The sequence below is a fragment of the Rhizobacter sp. P5_C2 genome, assembly GCF_054049715.1.
Genome location: NZ_JBFULV010000029.1, coordinates 1 through 16791, shown reverse-complemented (window position 1 = coordinate 16791; position 16791 = coordinate 1). Strand labels below are relative to the sequence as shown.

Here is a 16791-nt window from a genome sequence, read left to right as displayed (position 1 = left end):
CGTGTCTTGTTCTGCGGGGCACGATGATGGGTAACATTCGCCGCGTCAATGCCGACTTTCACCCACGCATCACCGGAGACCTTCATGGCCGACCTCAAGACCCAGTTCGAAGCCGCCGTGGCCGACTCGAAGAACCTGCCCGAGAAGCCCGACAACATGACGCTGCTGAAGATCTACGCGCTGTACAAGCAGGCAAGCAGCGGCGACGTGGACGGCAAGCGCCCCGGCTTCACCGACATGGTCGGCCGCGCCAAGTGGGACGCCTGGGATGCGGTGAAGGGCAAGTCGGGCGACGAGGCGATGCAGGAGTACGTCGACCTGATCGAATCGCTGAAAGAGTGACGCGGGAGCGCCAGCCCGGGCTGGACACGCTGCGGGCGCTGGCGATCCTCGGGGTCTTCGCCTACCACTACCGGGTGTTCGTCAGCGGCGAGAACACCTTCGGCTGGGCCAGCGCGGTCGGCTGGACCGGCGTCGACCTGTTCTTCGTGCTGAGCGGCTACCTGATCGCCAACCAGCTGCTGGGCGCGCTGCTCTCGGGTCGGCGGCTGTCGTTCGGCGCGTTCTATGCGCGGCGCGCGCTGCGCACGCTGCCGAACTTCTGGGTCGTGCTGGCGCTGTACTTCGCCTTCCCGGCGGTGATGGGCGGGCGCGAGCCGCCGCCGTTGTGGCGCTTCCTGAGCTTCACGCAGAACATCGAGCTGCAGCCGGGCACCGCGTTCTCGCACGCCTGGTCGCTGTGCATCGAGGAGCAGTTCTACCTCGGGTTGCCGCTGGCGCTGTGGGCCGTGACGCGGCTGCGGCACCAGCGGGCACTGGCATGGGCGCTGATCGGCGCCCTGGTGCTCGCCGCGATCGCCTGGCGTACCGCGCTGTGGCTGCAGTACGGCCGCGAGGCCGGCGGCGCGATCGCGCGCTACTACCCGACGGTCTACTACGGCTCGCTGTCCCGGCTCGACGAGTTCCTGCCCGGCGTCGCGCTCGCGCTGCTGAAGAACGGCCACCCGCAGGCCTGGGCGCGCATCACGCAGCACGGCAACGCGCTGTTCGCGGCCGGGCTGGCCGCGACGCTCGCGATGCTGTGGGGCCTGATGAATTTCTACGAGATCGACGGCTACGGGTATGGCTACCTGATGAGCGGCTTCGGCTACTCGCTGATGGCGATGGCCTGGGCGCTGCTGCTGCTGAGCGCGCTGAGCCGCGGCTCGCCGCTGCAGCGCTGGCGGGTGCCCGGCGCGGCGTCGCTCGCGCTGTGGTCGTACGCGCTGTACCTGACGCACAAGCCGATCGCGTTCATCGTGAACCGCCAGCTCAAGCCGTGGGTGCTGCCGGCGCCGCTGGTCGTCGCCGTGATCTCGGCGGCGTGCCTGCTGGGTGGGTGGCTGCTGTTCAGGCTGGTCGAGACACCGTTCATGCGGTGGCGGGATCGGTGGGTGCCGCGGCAGTTCGATGCGGACAAGGTGGCGTCGCGTGCCGTGCCAGCCGGGGCCGGCTGATCCTCACCCATCTGGCGTTCCGGCCGTGATACCAGAGGAGTAGTTCACCGGGTAAGGCTTGGCAGCCTGCTCATGGCCCGCGGCTGCCGTCGGCGCCGGTGCCATGCTGACGAGCCCGTCGATGTGTTCGTACAGCGAGTCACTGATGTGGGCATGCATCGAGTCAAGCACGAAGTCGATGCCTTCACGCCGCGCCAGCTTCGCAGCCGGAACGAAGTCGGCATCGCCAGCCACCAGCACGATCCGATCGACGAGTTTCTTGTAGGCCAGGGATGCCACATCGACACCGATGCGCATGTCGACACCCTTCTGCTTCACGTCAAGTTGCACGTCATCGGGACCGAGCGTGCCGTGCATCCGTTTCCCCTTCACGATGTCTTGCATCGCCTCGGCCTTGATCGTCCAGTGACGCACATCGCTGATCTGCCCCAGGCGCAGCGCGACTTTGCGCAGCCGCTTCAGGTGATCGTGGAACGAGGTACGAAAGATGGCAACGGTGGACTTGGAGAAATCGACAACCTGCTTGCTCACCGGATTCTGAAGCTTGCCCGCGAAGGGTGGGCAGTCATAGACGAACAGCCGATACAACTCGTTCGACTCGCGCATCTTCGATCCCATCGCGCTGAACTCGGTGTGATCGCATGCCCAGCAATGCAGCGCCGCCGCCACTTGCTGACCATCGTGATCCTTGCCGCCGGGAACGAGCTTCCAATAGCGTCGGAGAAAGAACGCAGCATCCACCAGCACGGCGACTCTCATCGTCTCGACCCAAATGAAAGGCCCCTGGGTTCGGACACCGCCGGATGGTGGCGGGCTTACTTCCAGGGGCCGGATGCTCGGTGTCGGTGCTGCTCTGTCCGACGAGGTCAAAATTCTGTCAGCAAAGCGCCGTGGGCGTCAGATCCAATATCTATCGGAAAACGATCAGCACATCGGCGTTACCTATCAACGGCCCTTGGTCTTCTTCGCAGCAGCCTTCTTCGCCGGCGCCTTGCCGCCCGCCAGCAGCGCATCCAGGTTCTTCTCGATCTCGCCCTGGATCGTGCCGGCGAAGGCGCCCATCAGGAAACCCAGCTTCGCCTGCAGGTCGAAGTGATCGGCCGCGACGACCAGCTCGCCGCTGACGCCGGATCGCTTGAACTCCACCGTGTCGGTGTCCTCGCCTTCGATCACGGTGCATTCCATCTCGAACTTCTTCTCGGCCTCCTCGGCCCATTTCCACGCGATCTCGCGCGCGCGGGCCAGGCCCAGGTCGTGGTCGCGGTGGATGTGGATGTCGGGCATGTCGGTCTCCTCGGGTCTTTATGGGGTTGCCGTCGCGGCGCCGGCGGACTGGAGTGTCGCGCGCCGCTCGTCGCGCGGCAACGCGGCGATGCGCCGCACCTCGGCGTAGAAGCGATCGAAGTCGCGGCCCTCGCGCTCGAACAGGCGCTCGAACTGCGGCACCAGCTCGTTGTAGGCGGCCAGCACGCCCAATGACGCATTGTTCGCGCGCTCGAACCAGCCGTCATAGCCGGCATAGCCGCCCCACGCGCCGGCCTTCAGCGCGGCGTAGTCGGCGCGCAGCGTCGCCATGCGCTCGGCCTTCGCGGCGCGCTTGTCGGCATCGCTGCGGCCGCTGCGGTAGATCGCGTCGAGGTCGCTGCGCGCCTGCATCGTCAGCGCGCGGAACTCCTGGCGCCGCTGGTCGTAGCGCTCGTACTCGTCGCGCGCCGCGGCCGTCGACTTCTCGACCAGCCAGCGCGTGCCGCCAATGCGCTCGACCGCGGTCGCGAACGATTCATTGAACATCGTGTCGTCCTTCGCGAAGGCCACCTGGTGCGCCAGCTCATGGAAGATCAGCCGCGCCAGTTCGCCTTCGGGCCAGCGGATGAAGGTGTTCAGCAGCGGGTCGCTGAAGAAGCCGCCCGGCAGCTTGCCGAGCGTCGAATAGGCCGGCACCGCGTACACGCTGACCTCCAGCCCCTCGGCGCGCAGCTCGTCGCCCTGCGCGTTGGCGGCCGGCTGGTCGAAGTAGCCGCGGTAGCCGACGCAGCCGGTCACCGGGTAGCACCAGGTCTTCAGTTGCAGGCTCAGTTCGGGCGCGGCCACCACGTTCCACACCGCGGCGTTGCGGTGCAGGTCGGCATAGCGCCGGTAGCTCGCGTTGTCGGGCAGCTTCAGTTCGCTGACCGCGTAGTCGCGCATGCGCTGCGTCAACTGCAGGCGCTCGCGCAGCGGCTCGGCGGTGGCCGGGTCGGCGATCCAGTCGCTGACCGGCTTCGCCTGGTTCAGCAGGCTCAGGTGGCCGCCGACCGATTGCGCCAGGTAGCGCACCGAGCCGCAGCCGCTGAGCGAACCCAGCAGCACGACCACACCCACGACAAAGGCCCACTTCTTCTTCACCGAAACTCGCATCGCGCGAGTCTAGGCGAGCTGGCTAGGCTCAGCTCAGCCGCCGCCCGTTGGCCCCGAGCACCGCGAGGCCGACGTAGCGCGAGGCCACGAACGGCGCCGCACCGCCGAAGCCGAGCGACAGCTCGCCCAGGTTCAGCTGCTTGAGCCCGGTCAGCGCCAGGCGCAGCTTGTCGCGCGTCACCTCGCGGCCGGCGCGGCGCAACCCCTCGGCCACCACCATCGCGTTGACATAGCCTTCGAAGCTGCTGGCGCCGAACTCCTCGCGGCCGATCGCGCGCATCGCCGCCTGGTAGCCGCGCACCGATTCGAGCTTCGGCGACACCGCATCCGGAAACACCTGCGACAGCGCGATGCCCTGCGACGCGGCGCCCAGCTTGGACAGCTCCGACGAAATCACCGACACCGACAGCCCGACCATCGGCAGCCCGGCCATGCGCGCGCGCAGTTGCAGCATCAGCGCCGTGCTGGTCGTGCCCGTCGTGCCGAAGAACACCACGTTGGGCTTGGCCGCGAGCAGCTGCTCGACGACCTGTGCCACGTTGGAGCCGTCCACCGCCGCCGGCAGCGTCGTCACGGCCTGCAGCCCGGCCGCCTGCAGCGCGGCGGTCGCGTCCTTCGCGACCTCCTTGCCGAACGGGTTGTCGAGGTAGACCAGCGCGATGTCCTTCAGGCCCATCGCCACCAGCTGCTGGGTCACGCGCGTCACCTCGTCGGTGTAGCTCGCCCGCACGTGGAAGACGTTGCGCTGGCCCGGCTGGCGCAGCGACGATGCACCGGTGATCGGCCCGACATACGGGACGCCGGCCTGCTCGATCGCCGGGATGATGGCGGCGTTGTTCGCGGTGCCGATGCACGAGATCAGCGCGAACGCGGTGTTGCCCTCGATCATCTGCTTGACGTTCTCGACGGTGCGCGCCGGCACGTAGCCGTCGTCCTTCATCAGCAAGCGCAGTTCGCGGCCGTGGATGCCGCCGGCCTTGTTGATCGCCCCGAAGGCGGCCGAGATGCCGGCATTCTGGTCACGACCCGAGCCGGCCAGGATGCCGCTCAGCGCGGCCGAACTGCCGAGCGTGACCTGGCCCGCACCCAGCCCTTCGTCGGCCGCACGCGCGACCTGCACCCAGCCGACCCCGCCCGCCGCCGCCACACCCTGAACACACGAACGCAAGAACAACCGACGCTTCATCGCAACGACTCCAGGCGAAAAGCAGTCACTCTCGGGGCAGCACGGCAGTACACCTGTCCCGGCCGCGACACCGCCAAATACATCGCGGGAAAACGTGAAGCCCATCACCGGCCTCGCGGCCGGCCTGCATCATCCGCGCGACACTTCGACCAGGCAGTCGTAGAAGCTGGGCGCACGGCCGAGGTCGGTCAGCCGCTGGTGCGTCAGCTCATTCACATTGCTGCCGCGCACGCCCAGCTTGCGCCACCAGATGCCCAGGCCGTTGACGACGCCGGGCCGCGCGCGCTGGCTGACCACCGCCTTGCACCAGTACTCGCCACGGTCGTTGAAGACCCGCACCAGCTCGCCGCCGACGATGCCGCGCCGCTGCGCATCGTCGACGTGGATCTCCAGCACCGGCTCGCCCTCGATGTCGCGCAGGCTCTGCACGTTGACGAAGCTGGAGTTCAGGAAGTTGCGCGCCGGCGGCGAGATCATCGCCAGCGGGTAGCGCTGCGCGAGTTCGGGCGTCGAGCTGGCCGATTCGTAGTTCGGCACATGGTCGGGCACGCCCCAGCCCGGCGCGTCGATCGTGCAACGGCCGCTCGCGCTCGGAAAGCCGCCGTCGGCGAACGGCGCGTCCGCGATCGCCAGCTTCACCCAGTGCTTCTCGCGCAGCTCGTCGAAGTCGACGACATCGTGGCGGAAGGCCTGGCGCGCGAGCGCCTCGTCACTGTCGCTGAAGCACGGCGCATCGAAACCCATGCGCGCGGCCAGCTCGCGGAAGATCTGCGTGTTCGGCTTTGCCTCGCCGACCGGCGCGATCGCCGCCTCGTTGATCAGCACGTAGGTGTGGCCGTAGCTGGTGTGCACGTCGAGGTGCTCCAGCTGCGTCGTGGCCGGCAGCACGTAGTCGGCATGGTCGGCGGTGTCGGTCATGAAGTGCTCGAGCACGACGGTGAACAAGTCGTCACGCCGGAAGCCCTTCACGACCTTCGGCGACTCGGGCGCCACCGCGACCGGGTTGCTGTTGTAGACGATGAGCGCCTCGATCTTCGGGCCGAACGCCGCCGAGCTGTCGCGCAGCAGGTCGTCGCCGATGGTGCTCATGTTGATGGTGCGCGGGCGCCGGCCGGCCAGCAGCTCGGGGCGCTGCAGCGCCGCCTTGTCGGGATGGAACCAGCCCGATGCCGACAGCAGCATGCCGCCCGCGCGGTGCCGCCACGCGCCGGTCAGGCACGGCAGGATCGCCACCAGCCGCACCGCATTGCCGCCGCCGCGCACCCGCTGCATGCCGTAGTTCAGGCGGATCGCGGCCGGCTGGGTCGTGCCGTAGTCGCGGGCCAGGCCGCGCACCTCGTCGGCACTGATGCCGCAGGTCTCGGCGGTGCGCTCGGGCGTCCAGGCCATCGCTCGCTCGCGCAGGGCCGGCCAGCCTTCGGTGTGGCGTTCGATGTAGTCATGGTCCAGCCAGTCGTTGACGACCAGTTCGCGCATCAGCCCGAGCGCGAGCGCACCGTCGGTACCGGGCAGCAGCGCGATGTGCTGGTGGCACTTGTCGGCCGTCTCGGTCTTGCGCGGGTCGATGCAGACGAGCTTCGCGCCGTTGCGCTTGGCCGCGTTCGCGAAGGTCCAGAAATGCAGGTTCGATGCGATCGAGTTGCTGCCCCAGATCACGATCAGCTTGCTCTCGGCGAAGTGCTCGACGTGCATGCCGACCTTGCCGCCGTAGGTCGCCATCAGCGCTTCAGCGCCGGCCGACGCGCAGATCGTGCGATCGAGCAGCGAGGCGCCGAGCTGGTGGAAGAAGCGCCCGGCCATGCTCTCGCCCTGCAGCAGGCCCATCGTGCCGGCGTAGCTGTACGGCAGGATGGCCTGCGGCGCGCGCGACGCGATTTCGCCCAGGCGCGCGGCGATGTCGGACAGCGCTTCATCCCAGCTGACGCGCTCGAACTGCCCGCTGCCCTTCGGTCCGACCCGCTTCAGCGGATGCAGCACACGGTCCGGGCTGTAGGTTCGTTCGGTGTAGCGCGACACCTTGGTGCACAGCGCACCGTGCGTGGTCGGGTGATCGGGGTCGCCTTGTATGCGAATTGCGCGACCGTTCTCAACGGTCACGCGAATGGCGCAGGTGTCTGGACAGTCATGCGGGCACGCAGCCGCAACAGTTCGTGAACTCATCGCGGCACTATTGCACAAGCTTCCGGATGTATGTACCTGCTTGGTAAGGAACCGCGCCCTTTGTACCGATATGGACGGATATCCTTACGCCCCAGCAAACGGCCCGCCGAGTCGTAACAAGCTGCAACAAATTTGTCAACGGAACTTGCCCCATGAAACGTCGTGTACTTCTCAAAGGTGTTGCCGCCGGCAGCGCCATGTTGGCGTTGCCTGCGCTGGCACAAAGTGACCGTCGGCTCGTGTTGGGCCAGTCCGCCGCCTTCACCGGCCCGGCCGCCCAGTTGGGCATCCAGATGAACCGCGGCGCGCGCGTGTTCTTCGATGCCTTCAATGCCGCCGGTGGCGCCAACGGCCACACCGTCGAATTGAAGACGCTGGACGACGGCTACGAGCCGGACCGTTGCAAGGCCAACACCGACCGCTTCATCAAGGAAGACGTGTTCGCGCTGTTCGGCTATGTCGGCACGCCGACCTCGCTGGCCGCGCTGCCGCTGGTCAACGAGAGCAAGATGCCGTTCTTCGGGCCGTTCACCGGTGCCGAGGCGCTGCGCGAGCCGTTCAGCAAGTCGATCTTCCACGTGCGGGCGTCGTACTACGACGAGACCGCGCTGATCGTGAAGAACCTGACCCAGCTGAGCCTGAACAAGATCGCGGTGTTCTACCAGAACGACGCGTACGGCAAGGCAGGCCTGGAAGGCGTGACACGCGCGCTGAAGCCGCTGAACCTCGCGCCGGTGGCGCTGGGCACCGTCGAGCGCAACACCGTCGCGGTAAGCCAGGCGGTGAAGGACATCGTCGCGAAGCTGCCCGATGCGGTGGTGCTGATCAGCGCGTACAAGTCGTGCGCGGCGTTCATCCGTGAAGCCCGCAAGGCCGGCTACGGCGGCACCTTCTACAACGTGTCGTTCGTCGGCACGCAGGCCCTGGCCGACGAGCTCGGCAAGGAAGGCCGCGGCATCATGATCAGCCAGGTGATGCCGTTCCCGTTCTCGACGACCACGCCGATCTCGCGCGAGTACCTCGAAGCGGTGGCCAAGGCCGGCGGGGACGCGACGCCGAACTACTCGAGCATGGAAGGCTACCTGGCGGCGAAGGTGTTCGCCGAGGGCCTGAAGCGCGCCGGCCGCGCGCCATCGCGTGACGCGCTGATCGCCGGACTGGAGTCGATCCAGAACGCGAACTTCGGCGGCTTCAACGTGCACTTCGGACCGAAGGACCACGTTGCGTCCAGTTTTGTCGACGTGTCCATGCTCACCGAAGACGGCAAAGTCCGCCGCTGATCCCTGTTCAATCGTTTGGAGTTTCTGTGAAACGTCGTCAATTGCTGCGCCTGGGCGCGATGGCCCCGGTGGCCCTGGCCTTTCCGAAGCTGGCGACCGCCGCCTCGTCCAAGATCGTGCTCGGCCAGTCGGCCGCGTTCTCCGGTCCGGCCAGTGCGCTGGGCGAGCGCTACAAGGAAGGCGCGCTGCTCGCCTTCGAACGCGTCAATGCGCGCGGCGGCATCAACGGCCGCACGATCGAGCTGCGCAGCGTCGATGACGGCTACGAGCCCGACCGCTGCGCCGAGAACACCCAGAAGCTGCTGAAGGACGACGTGTTCGCGCTGTTCGGCTACATCGGCACGCCGACCTCGGTGGCCGCGCTGCCGCTCGCGACCGCGGCGCGCACGCCGTTCTTCGCTCCGTACAGCGGCGCCGAGGCGCTGCGCTCGCCGTTCAACCGCATGGCCTTCCATGTGCGCGCGTCGTACAACGACGAGACCGCCGAGATCGTCAAGCAGATCACCTCGATCGGCATGAAGCGCATCGGCGTCTTCTACCAGAACGACAGCTACGGCAAGGCCGGCCTCGACGGCATGACCGCGGCGCTGAAGGCGCACAACCTCGCCGCGGTGGGCCTCGGCACGGTCGAGCGCAACACGGTGAACGTGGACGCCGCCGTCGGCACGATCCTGGCCGACAAGCCCGACGCGATCGTGCTGATCAGCGCCTACAAGTCGTGCGCCGCGTTCATCCGCGCGGCCCGCAAGCAGGGCTTCAGCGGCAGCTTCTACAACGTGTCGTTCGTCGGCACGCAGGCGCTGGCCGCCGAACTGGGCCAGGACGCCCGCGGCGTCGCGATCAGCCAGGTGATGCCGCTGCCGTTCAGCGCGACGGTGCCGATCTCGGCCGACTACCTGTCGGCCGGCAAGGCGCTGGGCGCGAAGTTCGAGCCCAACTACGGCGGCATCGAAGGCTTCGTCGCGGCGCGCACCATCATCGAGGGGCTGCGCCAGGCCGGCAACAACGTGACGCCGGAGACGCTGGTGACGGCACTGGAGAACATGCCGGAGCTGAACCTCGGCGGCTTCTTCATCGATTTCACCGACCGCTCGCACGCCGGCTCGAAGTACGTCGACATGACGATCCTGACGGCTGAAGGCAAGGTCCGGCATTGAAGGTCCGGCATTGAGTTTCGGGGTGGCCCCGTCGGACAAGGGCCACGAGTAAACTGGATCGCTTCGCACGAGCTGGAGCGTTTCCATGCAGTTGATCGAATCCATCCTGGCCGATGCCGCGGCCGTCACGGCGATCCGACGTGACATCCATGCCCACCCCGAACTGTGCTTCGAGGAGAAGCGCACCGCGGACGTCATCGCGAAGGCGCTCACCGACTGGGGCATCCCGATCCACCGCGGCCTGGGCACCACCGGCGTCGTCGGCATCGTCAAGGGCACCGGCGGCACGAGCGACCGCGCCGTCGGCCTGCGCGCCGACATCGACGCGCTGCCGATGACCGAGAAGAACAGCTTCGCGCATGCCAGCACCCACGCCGGCAAGATGCACGCCTGCGGCCACGACGGCCACACCGCGATGCTGCTGGCGGCCGCGAAGCACCTGTCGAAGAACCGGAACTTCGACGGCACCGTCTACCTGATCTTCCAGCCGGCTGAAGAAGGCGGCGGCGGCGCGCGCGAGATGATCAAGGACGGCATCTTCGACAAGTTCCCGATGGAGGCGGTGTTCGGCGCCCACAACTGGCCCGGCATGAAGGTCGGCCAGTTCGCGCTGAAGAACGGCCCGTGCTTCGCGTCGAGCAACGAGTTCCGCATCGTGATCCGCGGCAAGGGCTCGCATGCCGCGATGCCGCACAACGGCATCGACCCGGTGCCGATCGCCTGCCAGCTGGTGCAGGGCTTCCAGACCATCATCACGCGCAACAAGCGGCCGATCGACGCCGGCGTGATCTCGGTGACGATGATCCATGCCGGCGAGGCCACCAACGTGGTGCCGGACAGCGTCGAGATCCAGGGCACGGTGCGCACCTTCACGCTCGAGGTGCTCGACCTGATCGAGAAGCGCATGAAGGAGGTGACCGAGAACCTGTGCGCCGCCTTCGATGCCGGCTGCGAGTTCGAATTCACCCGCAACTACCCGCCGACCATCAACCACCCGGTGGAGACCGAGTTCGTGCGCGGCGTGATGGCCGACGTGGTCGGGCCCGAGAACGTGCAGGAGTTCGAGCCGACGATGGGCGCCGAAGACTTCAGCTACTTCCTGCTCGAGAAGCCGGGCTGCTACTTCCTGATCGGCAACGGCGACGGCAGCCACCGCATCGGCGGCCACGGCATGGGCCCGTGCATGCTGCACAACCCGAGCTACGACTTCAACGACGACCTGATCCCGCTCGGCGCCACCTTGTGGGTGCGCCTCGCCGAGCAGTGGCTCTCGCAGCCGCGGCGCTGAGGCCGGCACGATGAGCACCGAAGCATTTTTTGCGCAGACCTACGCCGAAGCGCGCGGCAAGTTCCTGGCCGCGGCCGAGGCGGCCGAGCTCGATGTCGAGACCCATGTGCACCCGCTGCTCGGCCGCGACGGCGAGACGCTCGCGATGGACATCGTGCGCGACGGCCCGGCCGATGCGGCGAAGCTGCTGATCATCAGCAGCGCCTGCCATGGTGTCGAGGGCTTCTGCGGCTCGGGCATCCAGGTCGGGCTGCTGGGCGATGCCGCGTGGCGTGCGTCCGCTCATGCGGCCGGCGTGGCGGTGCTCTACATCCACGCGCTGAACCCCTATGGCTTCTCGTGGTGGCGCCGCACCACGCACGAGAACGTCGACCTGAACCGCAATTTCCACGACTTCAGCCGTCCGCTGCCGGCCAACCCCGGCTACGACGAACTGGCCGGGCTGCTGGTGCCGCCGACCTGGCCGCCGTCGCCCGAGGTGATGATGCGCATCGGCCAGTTCGTGCAGCAGCGCGGCATGGAAGCGCTGCAGGCCGCCGTGTCCGGCGGGCAGTACGACCACCCCGAGGGCCTGTTCTACGGCGGGCGTAATCCCACCTGGAGCCAGGTGACGTTGCGCCACGTGCTGCAGCAGCACGGGCAGCGGGCGGCCAAGCTTGGCTGGATCGACCTGCACACGGGGCTCGGGCCGATGGGCGTCGGCGAGCGCATCTTCGCGTGCCGCGACGATGCGGCCGCGCTGGCCCGCGCCCGCGCCTGGTGGGGCGATGGCGTGACCTCCATCTACGACGGCAGCTCCAGCTCGGCGCTGCTGACCGGGCTGATGTGGAGCGCGGCCTACGAAGAATGCCCGCAGGCCGAGTACACCGGCATCGCGCTCGAGTACGGCACGCTGCCGATCATGCAGATGATCGAGGCGCTGCGCGCCGACCAGTGGGTCGAGAACCACCCGGAGGCGCCGGCCGAGCAGCAGGCGCAGATCAAGCGCCAGACCCGCGATGCGTTCTACATCGACACGCCGCAGTGGAAGCAGCAGGTGTGGGAGCAGGCACGCGACGCGGCGGGAGCGGCGGTGCGCGGGCTGGCAGGCTGAGCGGCCGACGCCCACTGATGGAGCCACTGCAGCCGCATCCGGATTTCGTCGACGCGGTCCGCCAGGAGCTGTCGGATTGGCGCAGTTGGCTGGCGCGTGCCGTCGTGCTGGCGTACGCAGCGGCGGCCGGGCTGGCGGTGGTGGGCTTCACGGCCTTGTCGGACCTGGCATTGCGCGGCTTCACGGCGATCACGGCCTGGCAGCCCTGGCTGCCCTTCGTCTGGATGCCGGCCTGTGCAGCGGCCATCGTGTGGGTGACGCGGCGCCACGTACCGGGCGCCGCGGGCTCGGGGATCCCGCAAGTGATGGCTGGGCTGGCCACGCAGACGCCGCCGCAGCAGCTCGGCCTGTTCGTCTCGCTGAAGCTGAGCCTTGCCAAGGTCCTGCTGACCGCGGCCGGGTTGCTGGGCGGCCTGTCGATCGGCCGCGAGGGACCCTCGGTGCAGGTGGCCGCCGGCATCATGCAGAGCGCGAAGCGCTGGCTGCCCGAAGGCTCGGGCATCACCTCGCACGCGCTGCTGGTGGCGGGGGGCGCCGCCGGCATCGCGGCGGCATTCAACACGCCACTGGCCGGCATCGTGTTCGCGATCGAGGAACTCTCGCGCCGCATCGAACAACGCAGCAGCGGGCTGATCATCGTCGCCATCGTGCTGGCCGGCCTGATGGCGGTGTCGGTGTTCGGCAACTCGACCTACTTCGGCGTGATCCACGTGCCGGCCATGGGGCTAGGCCTGCTGTGGCCCGGGCTGCTGGTGGTGCTGCTGTGCGGACTGGCCGGCGGGCTGTTCTCGCGCCTGCTGATCACCTCGCTGTCGCCGCGTGAAGACCGCATCGGACGCTGGCAGCGTGTCCACCCGGTGCGCTTCGCGGCGGCCTGCGGACTGGTGCTGGCGCTGATCGGCTGGGTGACCACCGGTGCGACCTTCGGCAGCGGCTACGGTTTCACACAGGGCTTGCTGGCCGGCGAGGCGCACGCGCCGGGCCTCGTGGTGGTGCTGCGCTTCATCAGCACCTGGATCTCGGCCGCCTGCGGTGTGCCGGGCGGCATCTTCGCGCCATCGCTGACGATCGGCGCGGGCATCGGCAGCGACGTGGCGATGCTCACCGGCGATCACGCTGCCTCGGCAGCACTGATCGCGATGGGCATGGCGGCGTTCCTGGCAGCGGTGACGCAGGCGCCCATCACGGCCTTCATCATCGTGATGGAGATGGTCGACGGGCATGCGATGGTGTTGAGCCTGATGGCGGCGGCGCTGGTGGCGAGCCTGGTGTCGCGCTGGATCAGCGCACCGCTGTATGCGACCTTGGCGGCGATGCAGCTGCAGCGGCTTCCGGTCACGGACCCGCCTGTCCGGAATTGATCGATTCCGGTCGACAGCCGCGGCGACAGCCGGTGCATCGCCGGCTATCGTGCTGATCTGCTTCCTTGAAGGCCCGCCATGCTCCAACTCCGCCCCACCTGCGAACACTGCAACACCGCGCTGCCGCCGGAATCGATCGATGCGCGCATCTGCAGCTTCGAATGCACTTTCTGCGCGAACTGCGTCGGCGGCGTGCTCGGCAATGTCTGCCCGAACTGCGGCGGCGGCTTCGTGCCGCGCCCGGTGCGGCCGGTGACCGACTGGAAAGGCGGCAACCACCTGGCCCGCTACCCCGCCGAGACGGCGGTGAAGCACCGCCCGGTCGACCCCGCCACGCAGGCCGCGTTGCGCGAACGCCTGCGCGGCGTGCCACCCGAGCAGCGATGAACCGCGTCGATGTCGCGATCGTCGTGCCGCCGCGCACGCTGCTGCTCGATGTCGCCGGGCCGGCCGAGGCGTTCCGACTGGCCGACACGCACCTCGCGGACCAGGGCCGGCCAGAACGCTTTCGGCTGCGCTTCGTCGGGCCGCAGGCGCAGGCCGCGAGTTCGGTGGGGCTGCAGGTGGCGGGGCTCGAGGCGCTGCCGACGCGCTTCTCAGCGCCGACCTGGCTGATGGTGGTCGGCCAGCCTTCTGCCGCGCTCGGCCGGCCCGATGCGGCGACGCTGGACACCATCGACTGGCTGCGCCGCGACATCGGCCCGCTTCTGGAGTCTGGCGAGGACCACCGCCTCATCGGCGTCTGCACCGGCACGCTGCTGCTCGCGCGCGCCGGGCTGCTCGGTGGGCGGCGTTGCACGACGCACCACGCCTTCATCGAGATGCTGCGCCGCCTCGCGCCGGCGGCGCAGGTGGTCGACAACCGCGTGTTCGTGCTCGACGGCGCGCTCGCCACCAGTGCAGGCGTGACGGCCGGCATCGACCTCGCGCTGCACCTGATCGCGCTGGCCTGCGGCGATGCGCTGGCGGCGCGGGTCGCGAAGGACCTGGTCGTCTACCTGCGCCGCACGCCGAACGACCCCGAGCTGTCACCGCTGCTGGCGCACCGGCACCACATCCACCCCGCGCTGCACCGCGCGCAGGACGCGGTGTGCGAGCGGCCCGGCGACGACTGGACGCTGGCGTCGCTCGCCGATGCCGCGCACGTGACGACGCGCCACCTGCTGCGACTGTTCGCCGAGCACGCGGCGGTGTCGCCGATGACCTATGTGGAGAAGATCCGCCTGGAGCGGGCGCGCCAGGCCTTGTCGGGCGGCGCGAGCGTCACGCGGGCCGCGGAGCACGCGGGGTTCGCGTCAGACCTGCAGCTGCGCCGGGCCTGGGGGCGGCACCTGGACGGCACGCCCCGTGCCGCCAGGCCGTGAATCACGCGCGACGTTCGTTGCGCACCAGGCTCGCATTGGCCGCCAGCTGATCGCGCAGCCGCACGATCGTCTGCGGCTCGCTCAGCAAGCGCATCCGGTCGGCCTTGCTCAGCCGCTCGGTGTCGTGCTGGGCCAGCAGGCCCTTCACCAGCAGGCGGCGTGCCTTGCCGCGGCTGCCCCAGCTGGTGTTGCGCGGGCCCATCGCGCCGCGCACCACGTCGAACAGCCACGGGTCGTTCAGCGCATCGCGGAACTGGCGCACCGGCGCCGCGCGGCGCGCATGCGCCCACGCACGGCGCAGCACCGTCGGCGCCGAATGCTCTTCCGGCGTCAGCAGCAGCTTGTTGGCCAGCAGGCGCTGGCCGAGGCCCGAGCGGCTCGTCAGCACCACCAGCGGCACCGCCAGCAGCAGCGGCAGGCCCATCGGCGCCAGCCACAGCGTGGCCTGCGGTTGCACCCACAGCACCAGCGCCGACAGCAGCGCCACGCCACCGCTGATGAACATGAAGCGGCGCGTTGCATCCGCCCAGCCGATGTCGCTCGCCTCCCGCGGGGGCGACTTCCAGTCCAGCTTCAGCCCGGTCAGCGCGACGACGACGAACAGCGTGTGCGCCATCATCCGCACCGGCGCCTGCAGCACCGAGAGCCCGCCTTCGAGCACGGCGCCCTTGATCAGCGCGACGGTGCCGCCATAGCGGTGCTGCTGCTTCGTCATCACGATCGCAGCGACGCCCATCACGCGCGGCATCGCCAGCATCACCGCGGTGGCAAGCCACAGCAGCGCCATCTCGACCGGCAGCTCGCGCGTCGCCCCGAACACCGGGTGGCCGCCGAACATCCACAGCCCCGCGCCGAGCAGCACGAAGGCCAGCCACAGCGGGGCCGACAGGTAGGCCAGCGCGCCGGTCAGCAGCATCGCGCGGTGCACGCCGTGCAGGCCGGGCTCGGCGATCAGGCGGGCGTTCTGCAGGTTGCCCTGGCACCAGCGGCGGTCGCGCTGCAGCTCCTCGAGCAGGTTGGGCGGCTGCTGTTCGTAGCTGCCATGCAGGTCGTGCACCAGCCACACGTGGTAGCCGGCACGGCGCATCAGCGCCGCTTCGACGAAGTCGTGCGACAGGATCTCGCCGCTCAGGCCGCCACGGCCCTTCAGCGGTGCCAGCCCGCAATGCTTCATGAAGGGCTCGACGCGGATGATCGCGTTGTGGCCCCAGTAGTGCGATTCGCCCAGCTGCCAGTACTGCATGCCGGCGGTGAACAGCCGGCCCGCCACGCGGCCCGCGAACTGCTGCGAACGCGCATGCACGGTGTCGAGGCCACAGGCCTGCGGCGCGGTCTGCAGGATGCCGGCGCTGGGGTTGGCTTCCATCAGCCGCACCAGCTTCACCAGGCAGTCGCCGCTCATCACGCTGTCGGCATCGAGCACCACCATGTAGCGGTAGTCCTTGCCGAAGCGGCGGCAGAAATCGGCCACGTTGCCGGCCTTGCGCTTGGTGCGGATGGTGCGCCAGCGGTAGTAGATGCGATCGGCCAGCCCGCTCTCGGCGCGCAGCTCGGCCCAGGCGGCCAGCTCGGCGGCGCGGATCTCGGGGTCGTTGGTGTCCGACAGCACGTAGACGTCGAACAGGCTGGACGCGCCGGTGGCGGCCAGCGACTCGACCGTCGCGCGCAAGCCGGCGAACACGGTGGAGACCTGCTCGTTGCAGATCGGCATGATGATCGCGGTGCGCGCGGCCTTGTGGATCGGCTCGTTGCCGACCGACGATGCCGACATCGCATGCCGGTCGCCACGCCACAGCACCCAGAAGCCCATCATCGCGGTGAAGAAACCGGCCGACACCCACGCGAACAACAGCGCGTACAGGCCGATCTGCAGGTTGCGCAACCAGGCGCTCTCGTGCTGCGGCAGCACGGTGGCCAGCAGCGCGGTGGCACCGGCAGCCGACAACGCGACCAGGCCCAGCAGCACGCGGCGGCGCGCCTTCGCGGCACTCTCCCAGGCCTCGGGGGCC

Annotated in this window: 15 protein-coding genes; 9 read left to right on the top strand and 6 right to left on the bottom strand. The window is 68.8% G+C overall.

The window, feature by feature from the left end:
- Positions 1-84 precede the first annotated feature (84 nt).
- A complete protein-coding gene (locus ACXJLU_RS12990; protein ID WP_457331473.1) occupies positions 85-342 on the top strand; it encodes an acyl-CoA-binding protein in 258 nt (85 codons plus the stop codon).
- Positions 339-1496 carry an acyltransferase family protein gene (locus ACXJLU_RS12985; protein ID WP_457331471.1) on the top strand — a complete coding sequence of 386 codons (1158 nt, stop codon included), beginning with the start codon at positions 339-341 and terminating at the stop codon, positions 1494-1496. Before ACXJLU_RS12990 ends, ACXJLU_RS12985 begins: the two co-directional genes overlap by 4 nt.
- A gap of 3 nt (positions 1497-1499) precedes the next feature.
- Here the strand turns inward: ACXJLU_RS12985 and ACXJLU_RS12980 are convergent, their stop codons facing one another.
- From ACXJLU_RS12980 to ACXJLU_RS12960, 5 genes are all read right to left on the bottom strand, one after another.
- Positions 1500-2255 carry an NYN domain-containing protein gene (locus tag ACXJLU_RS12980; RefSeq protein ID WP_457331469.1) on the bottom strand — a complete coding sequence of 252 codons (756 nt, stop codon included), beginning with the start codon at positions 2253-2255 and terminating at the stop codon, positions 1500-1502.
- Between the two features lie 186 nt (positions 2256-2441).
- Positions 2442-2780, bottom strand: a complete 339-nt coding sequence (locus ACXJLU_RS12975) for a polyhydroxyalkanoic acid system family protein (RefSeq protein ID WP_073462281.1) — start codon at positions 2778-2780, stop codon at positions 2442-2444.
- Positions 2781-2798: 18 nt separating this feature from the next.
- Positions 2799-3893: an aminopeptidase gene (locus ACXJLU_RS12970; protein WP_457331467.1), complete on the bottom strand. Its 1095-nt coding sequence runs from the start codon at positions 3891-3893 to the stop codon at positions 2799-2801.
- 28 nt (positions 3894-3921) lie between these two features.
- Entirely contained in the window at positions 3922-5079 is a 1158-nt protein-coding gene (locus tag ACXJLU_RS12965; RefSeq protein WP_457331465.1) for an ABC transporter substrate-binding protein, read from the bottom strand.
- Positions 5080-5208: 129 nt separating this feature from the next.
- Positions 5209-7239 carry a molybdopterin-containing oxidoreductase family protein gene (locus ACXJLU_RS12960; RefSeq protein ID WP_457331463.1) on the bottom strand — a complete coding sequence of 677 codons (2031 nt, stop codon included), beginning with the start codon at positions 7237-7239 and terminating at the stop codon, positions 5209-5211.
- Positions 7240-7391: 152 nt separating this feature from the next.
- On the opposite strand from ACXJLU_RS12960, the gene ACXJLU_RS12955 reads away from it, so the two are divergent.
- The 7 genes from ACXJLU_RS12955 (at position 7392) to ACXJLU_RS12925 (ending at position 14782) form a co-directional block, all read left to right on the top strand.
- On the top strand, positions 7392-8519 hold the full coding sequence (locus ACXJLU_RS12955) for an ABC transporter substrate-binding protein (protein WP_457331461.1): 1128 nt from the start codon (positions 7392-7394) through the stop codon (positions 8517-8519).
- Positions 8520-8578: 59 nt separating this feature from the next.
- Entirely contained in the window at positions 8579-9676 is a 1098-nt protein-coding gene (locus tag ACXJLU_RS12950; RefSeq protein ID WP_457331545.1) for an ABC transporter substrate-binding protein, read from the top strand.
- A gap of 85 nt (positions 9677-9761) precedes the next feature.
- The gene (locus ACXJLU_RS12945) at positions 9762-10964 is read left to right on the top strand and encodes a M20 aminoacylase family protein (protein WP_457331459.1); all 1203 of its coding nucleotides are present in this window, start codon (positions 9762-9764) and stop codon (positions 10962-10964) included.
- A gap of 10 nt (positions 10965-10974) precedes the next feature.
- Positions 10975-12057, top strand: coding sequence for a M14 family metallopeptidase (locus ACXJLU_RS12940; RefSeq protein ID WP_457331457.1), 1083 nt, complete (start codon positions 10975-10977; stop codon positions 12055-12057).
- A 17-nt stretch (positions 12058-12074) separates the two neighbouring features.
- Positions 12075-13418, top strand: a complete 1344-nt coding sequence (locus ACXJLU_RS12935; RefSeq protein ID WP_457331455.1) for a chloride channel protein — start codon at positions 12075-12077, stop codon at positions 13416-13418.
- 78 nt (positions 13419-13496) lie between these two features.
- Positions 13497-13805, top strand: coding sequence for a DUF1272 domain-containing protein (locus ACXJLU_RS12930; protein WP_457331453.1), 309 nt, complete (start codon positions 13497-13499; stop codon positions 13803-13805).
- Positions 13802-14782 carry a GlxA family transcriptional regulator gene (locus ACXJLU_RS12925; protein ID WP_457331450.1) on the top strand — a complete coding sequence of 327 codons (981 nt, stop codon included), beginning with the start codon at positions 13802-13804 and terminating at the stop codon, positions 14780-14782. Before ACXJLU_RS12930 ends, ACXJLU_RS12925 begins: the two co-directional genes overlap by 4 nt.
- 1 nt (position 14783) lies before the next feature.
- Here ACXJLU_RS12925 and mdoH read toward each other — a convergent pair.
- Positions 14784-16791 (bottom strand): glucans biosynthesis glucosyltransferase MdoH (mdoH, locus tag ACXJLU_RS12920; protein ID WP_457331448.1); only part of this gene is annotated, 2008 nt, incomplete at its 5' end.

Bases quoted from the DNA above. Each gene is read 5' to 3' on its own strand.
- ACXJLU_RS12975 (WP_073462281.1), bottom strand. From the start codon at position 2,780: ATGCCCGACATCCACATCCACCGCGACCACGACCTGGGCCTGGCCCGC.
- ACXJLU_RS12955 (WP_457331461.1), top strand. From the start codon at position 7,392: ATGAAACGTCGTGTACTTCTCAAAGGTGTTGCCGCCGGCAGCGCCATG.
- ACXJLU_RS12925 (WP_457331450.1), top strand. From the start codon at position 13,802: ATGAACCGCGTCGATGTCGCGATCGTCGTGCCGCCGCGCACGCTGCTG.
- ACXJLU_RS12940 (WP_457331457.1), top strand. From the start codon at position 10,975: ATGAGCACCGAAGCATTTTTTGCGCAGACCTACGCCGAAGCGCGCGGC.
- ACXJLU_RS12960 (WP_457331463.1), bottom strand. From the start codon at position 7,239: ATGAGTTCACGAACTGTTGCGGCTGCGTGCCCGCATGACTGTCCAGAC.
- ACXJLU_RS12935 (WP_457331455.1), top strand. From the start codon at position 12,075: ATGGAGCCACTGCAGCCGCATCCGGATTTCGTCGACGCGGTCCGCCAG.
- ACXJLU_RS12965 (WP_457331465.1), bottom strand. From the start codon at position 5,079: ATGAAGCGTCGGTTGTTCTTGCGTTCGTGTGTTCAGGGTGTGGCGGCG.
- ACXJLU_RS12945 (WP_457331459.1), top strand. From the start codon at position 9,762: ATGCAGTTGATCGAATCCATCCTGGCCGATGCCGCGGCCGTCACGGCG.
- ACXJLU_RS12930 (WP_457331453.1), top strand. From the start codon at position 13,497: ATGCTCCAACTCCGCCCCACCTGCGAACACTGCAACACCGCGCTGCCG.
- ACXJLU_RS12970 (WP_457331467.1), bottom strand. From the start codon at position 3,893: ATGCGAGTTTCGGTGAAGAAGAAGTGGGCCTTTGTCGTGGGTGTGGTC.
- ACXJLU_RS12950 (WP_457331545.1), top strand. From the start codon at position 8,579: ATGGCCCCGGTGGCCCTGGCCTTTCCGAAGCTGGCGACCGCCGCCTCG.
- ACXJLU_RS12980 (WP_457331469.1), bottom strand. From the start codon at position 2,255: ATGAGAGTCGCCGTGCTGGTGGATGCTGCGTTCTTTCTCCGACGCTAT.
- ACXJLU_RS12990 (WP_457331473.1), top strand. From the start codon at position 85: ATGGCCGACCTCAAGACCCAGTTCGAAGCCGCCGTGGCCGACTCGAAG.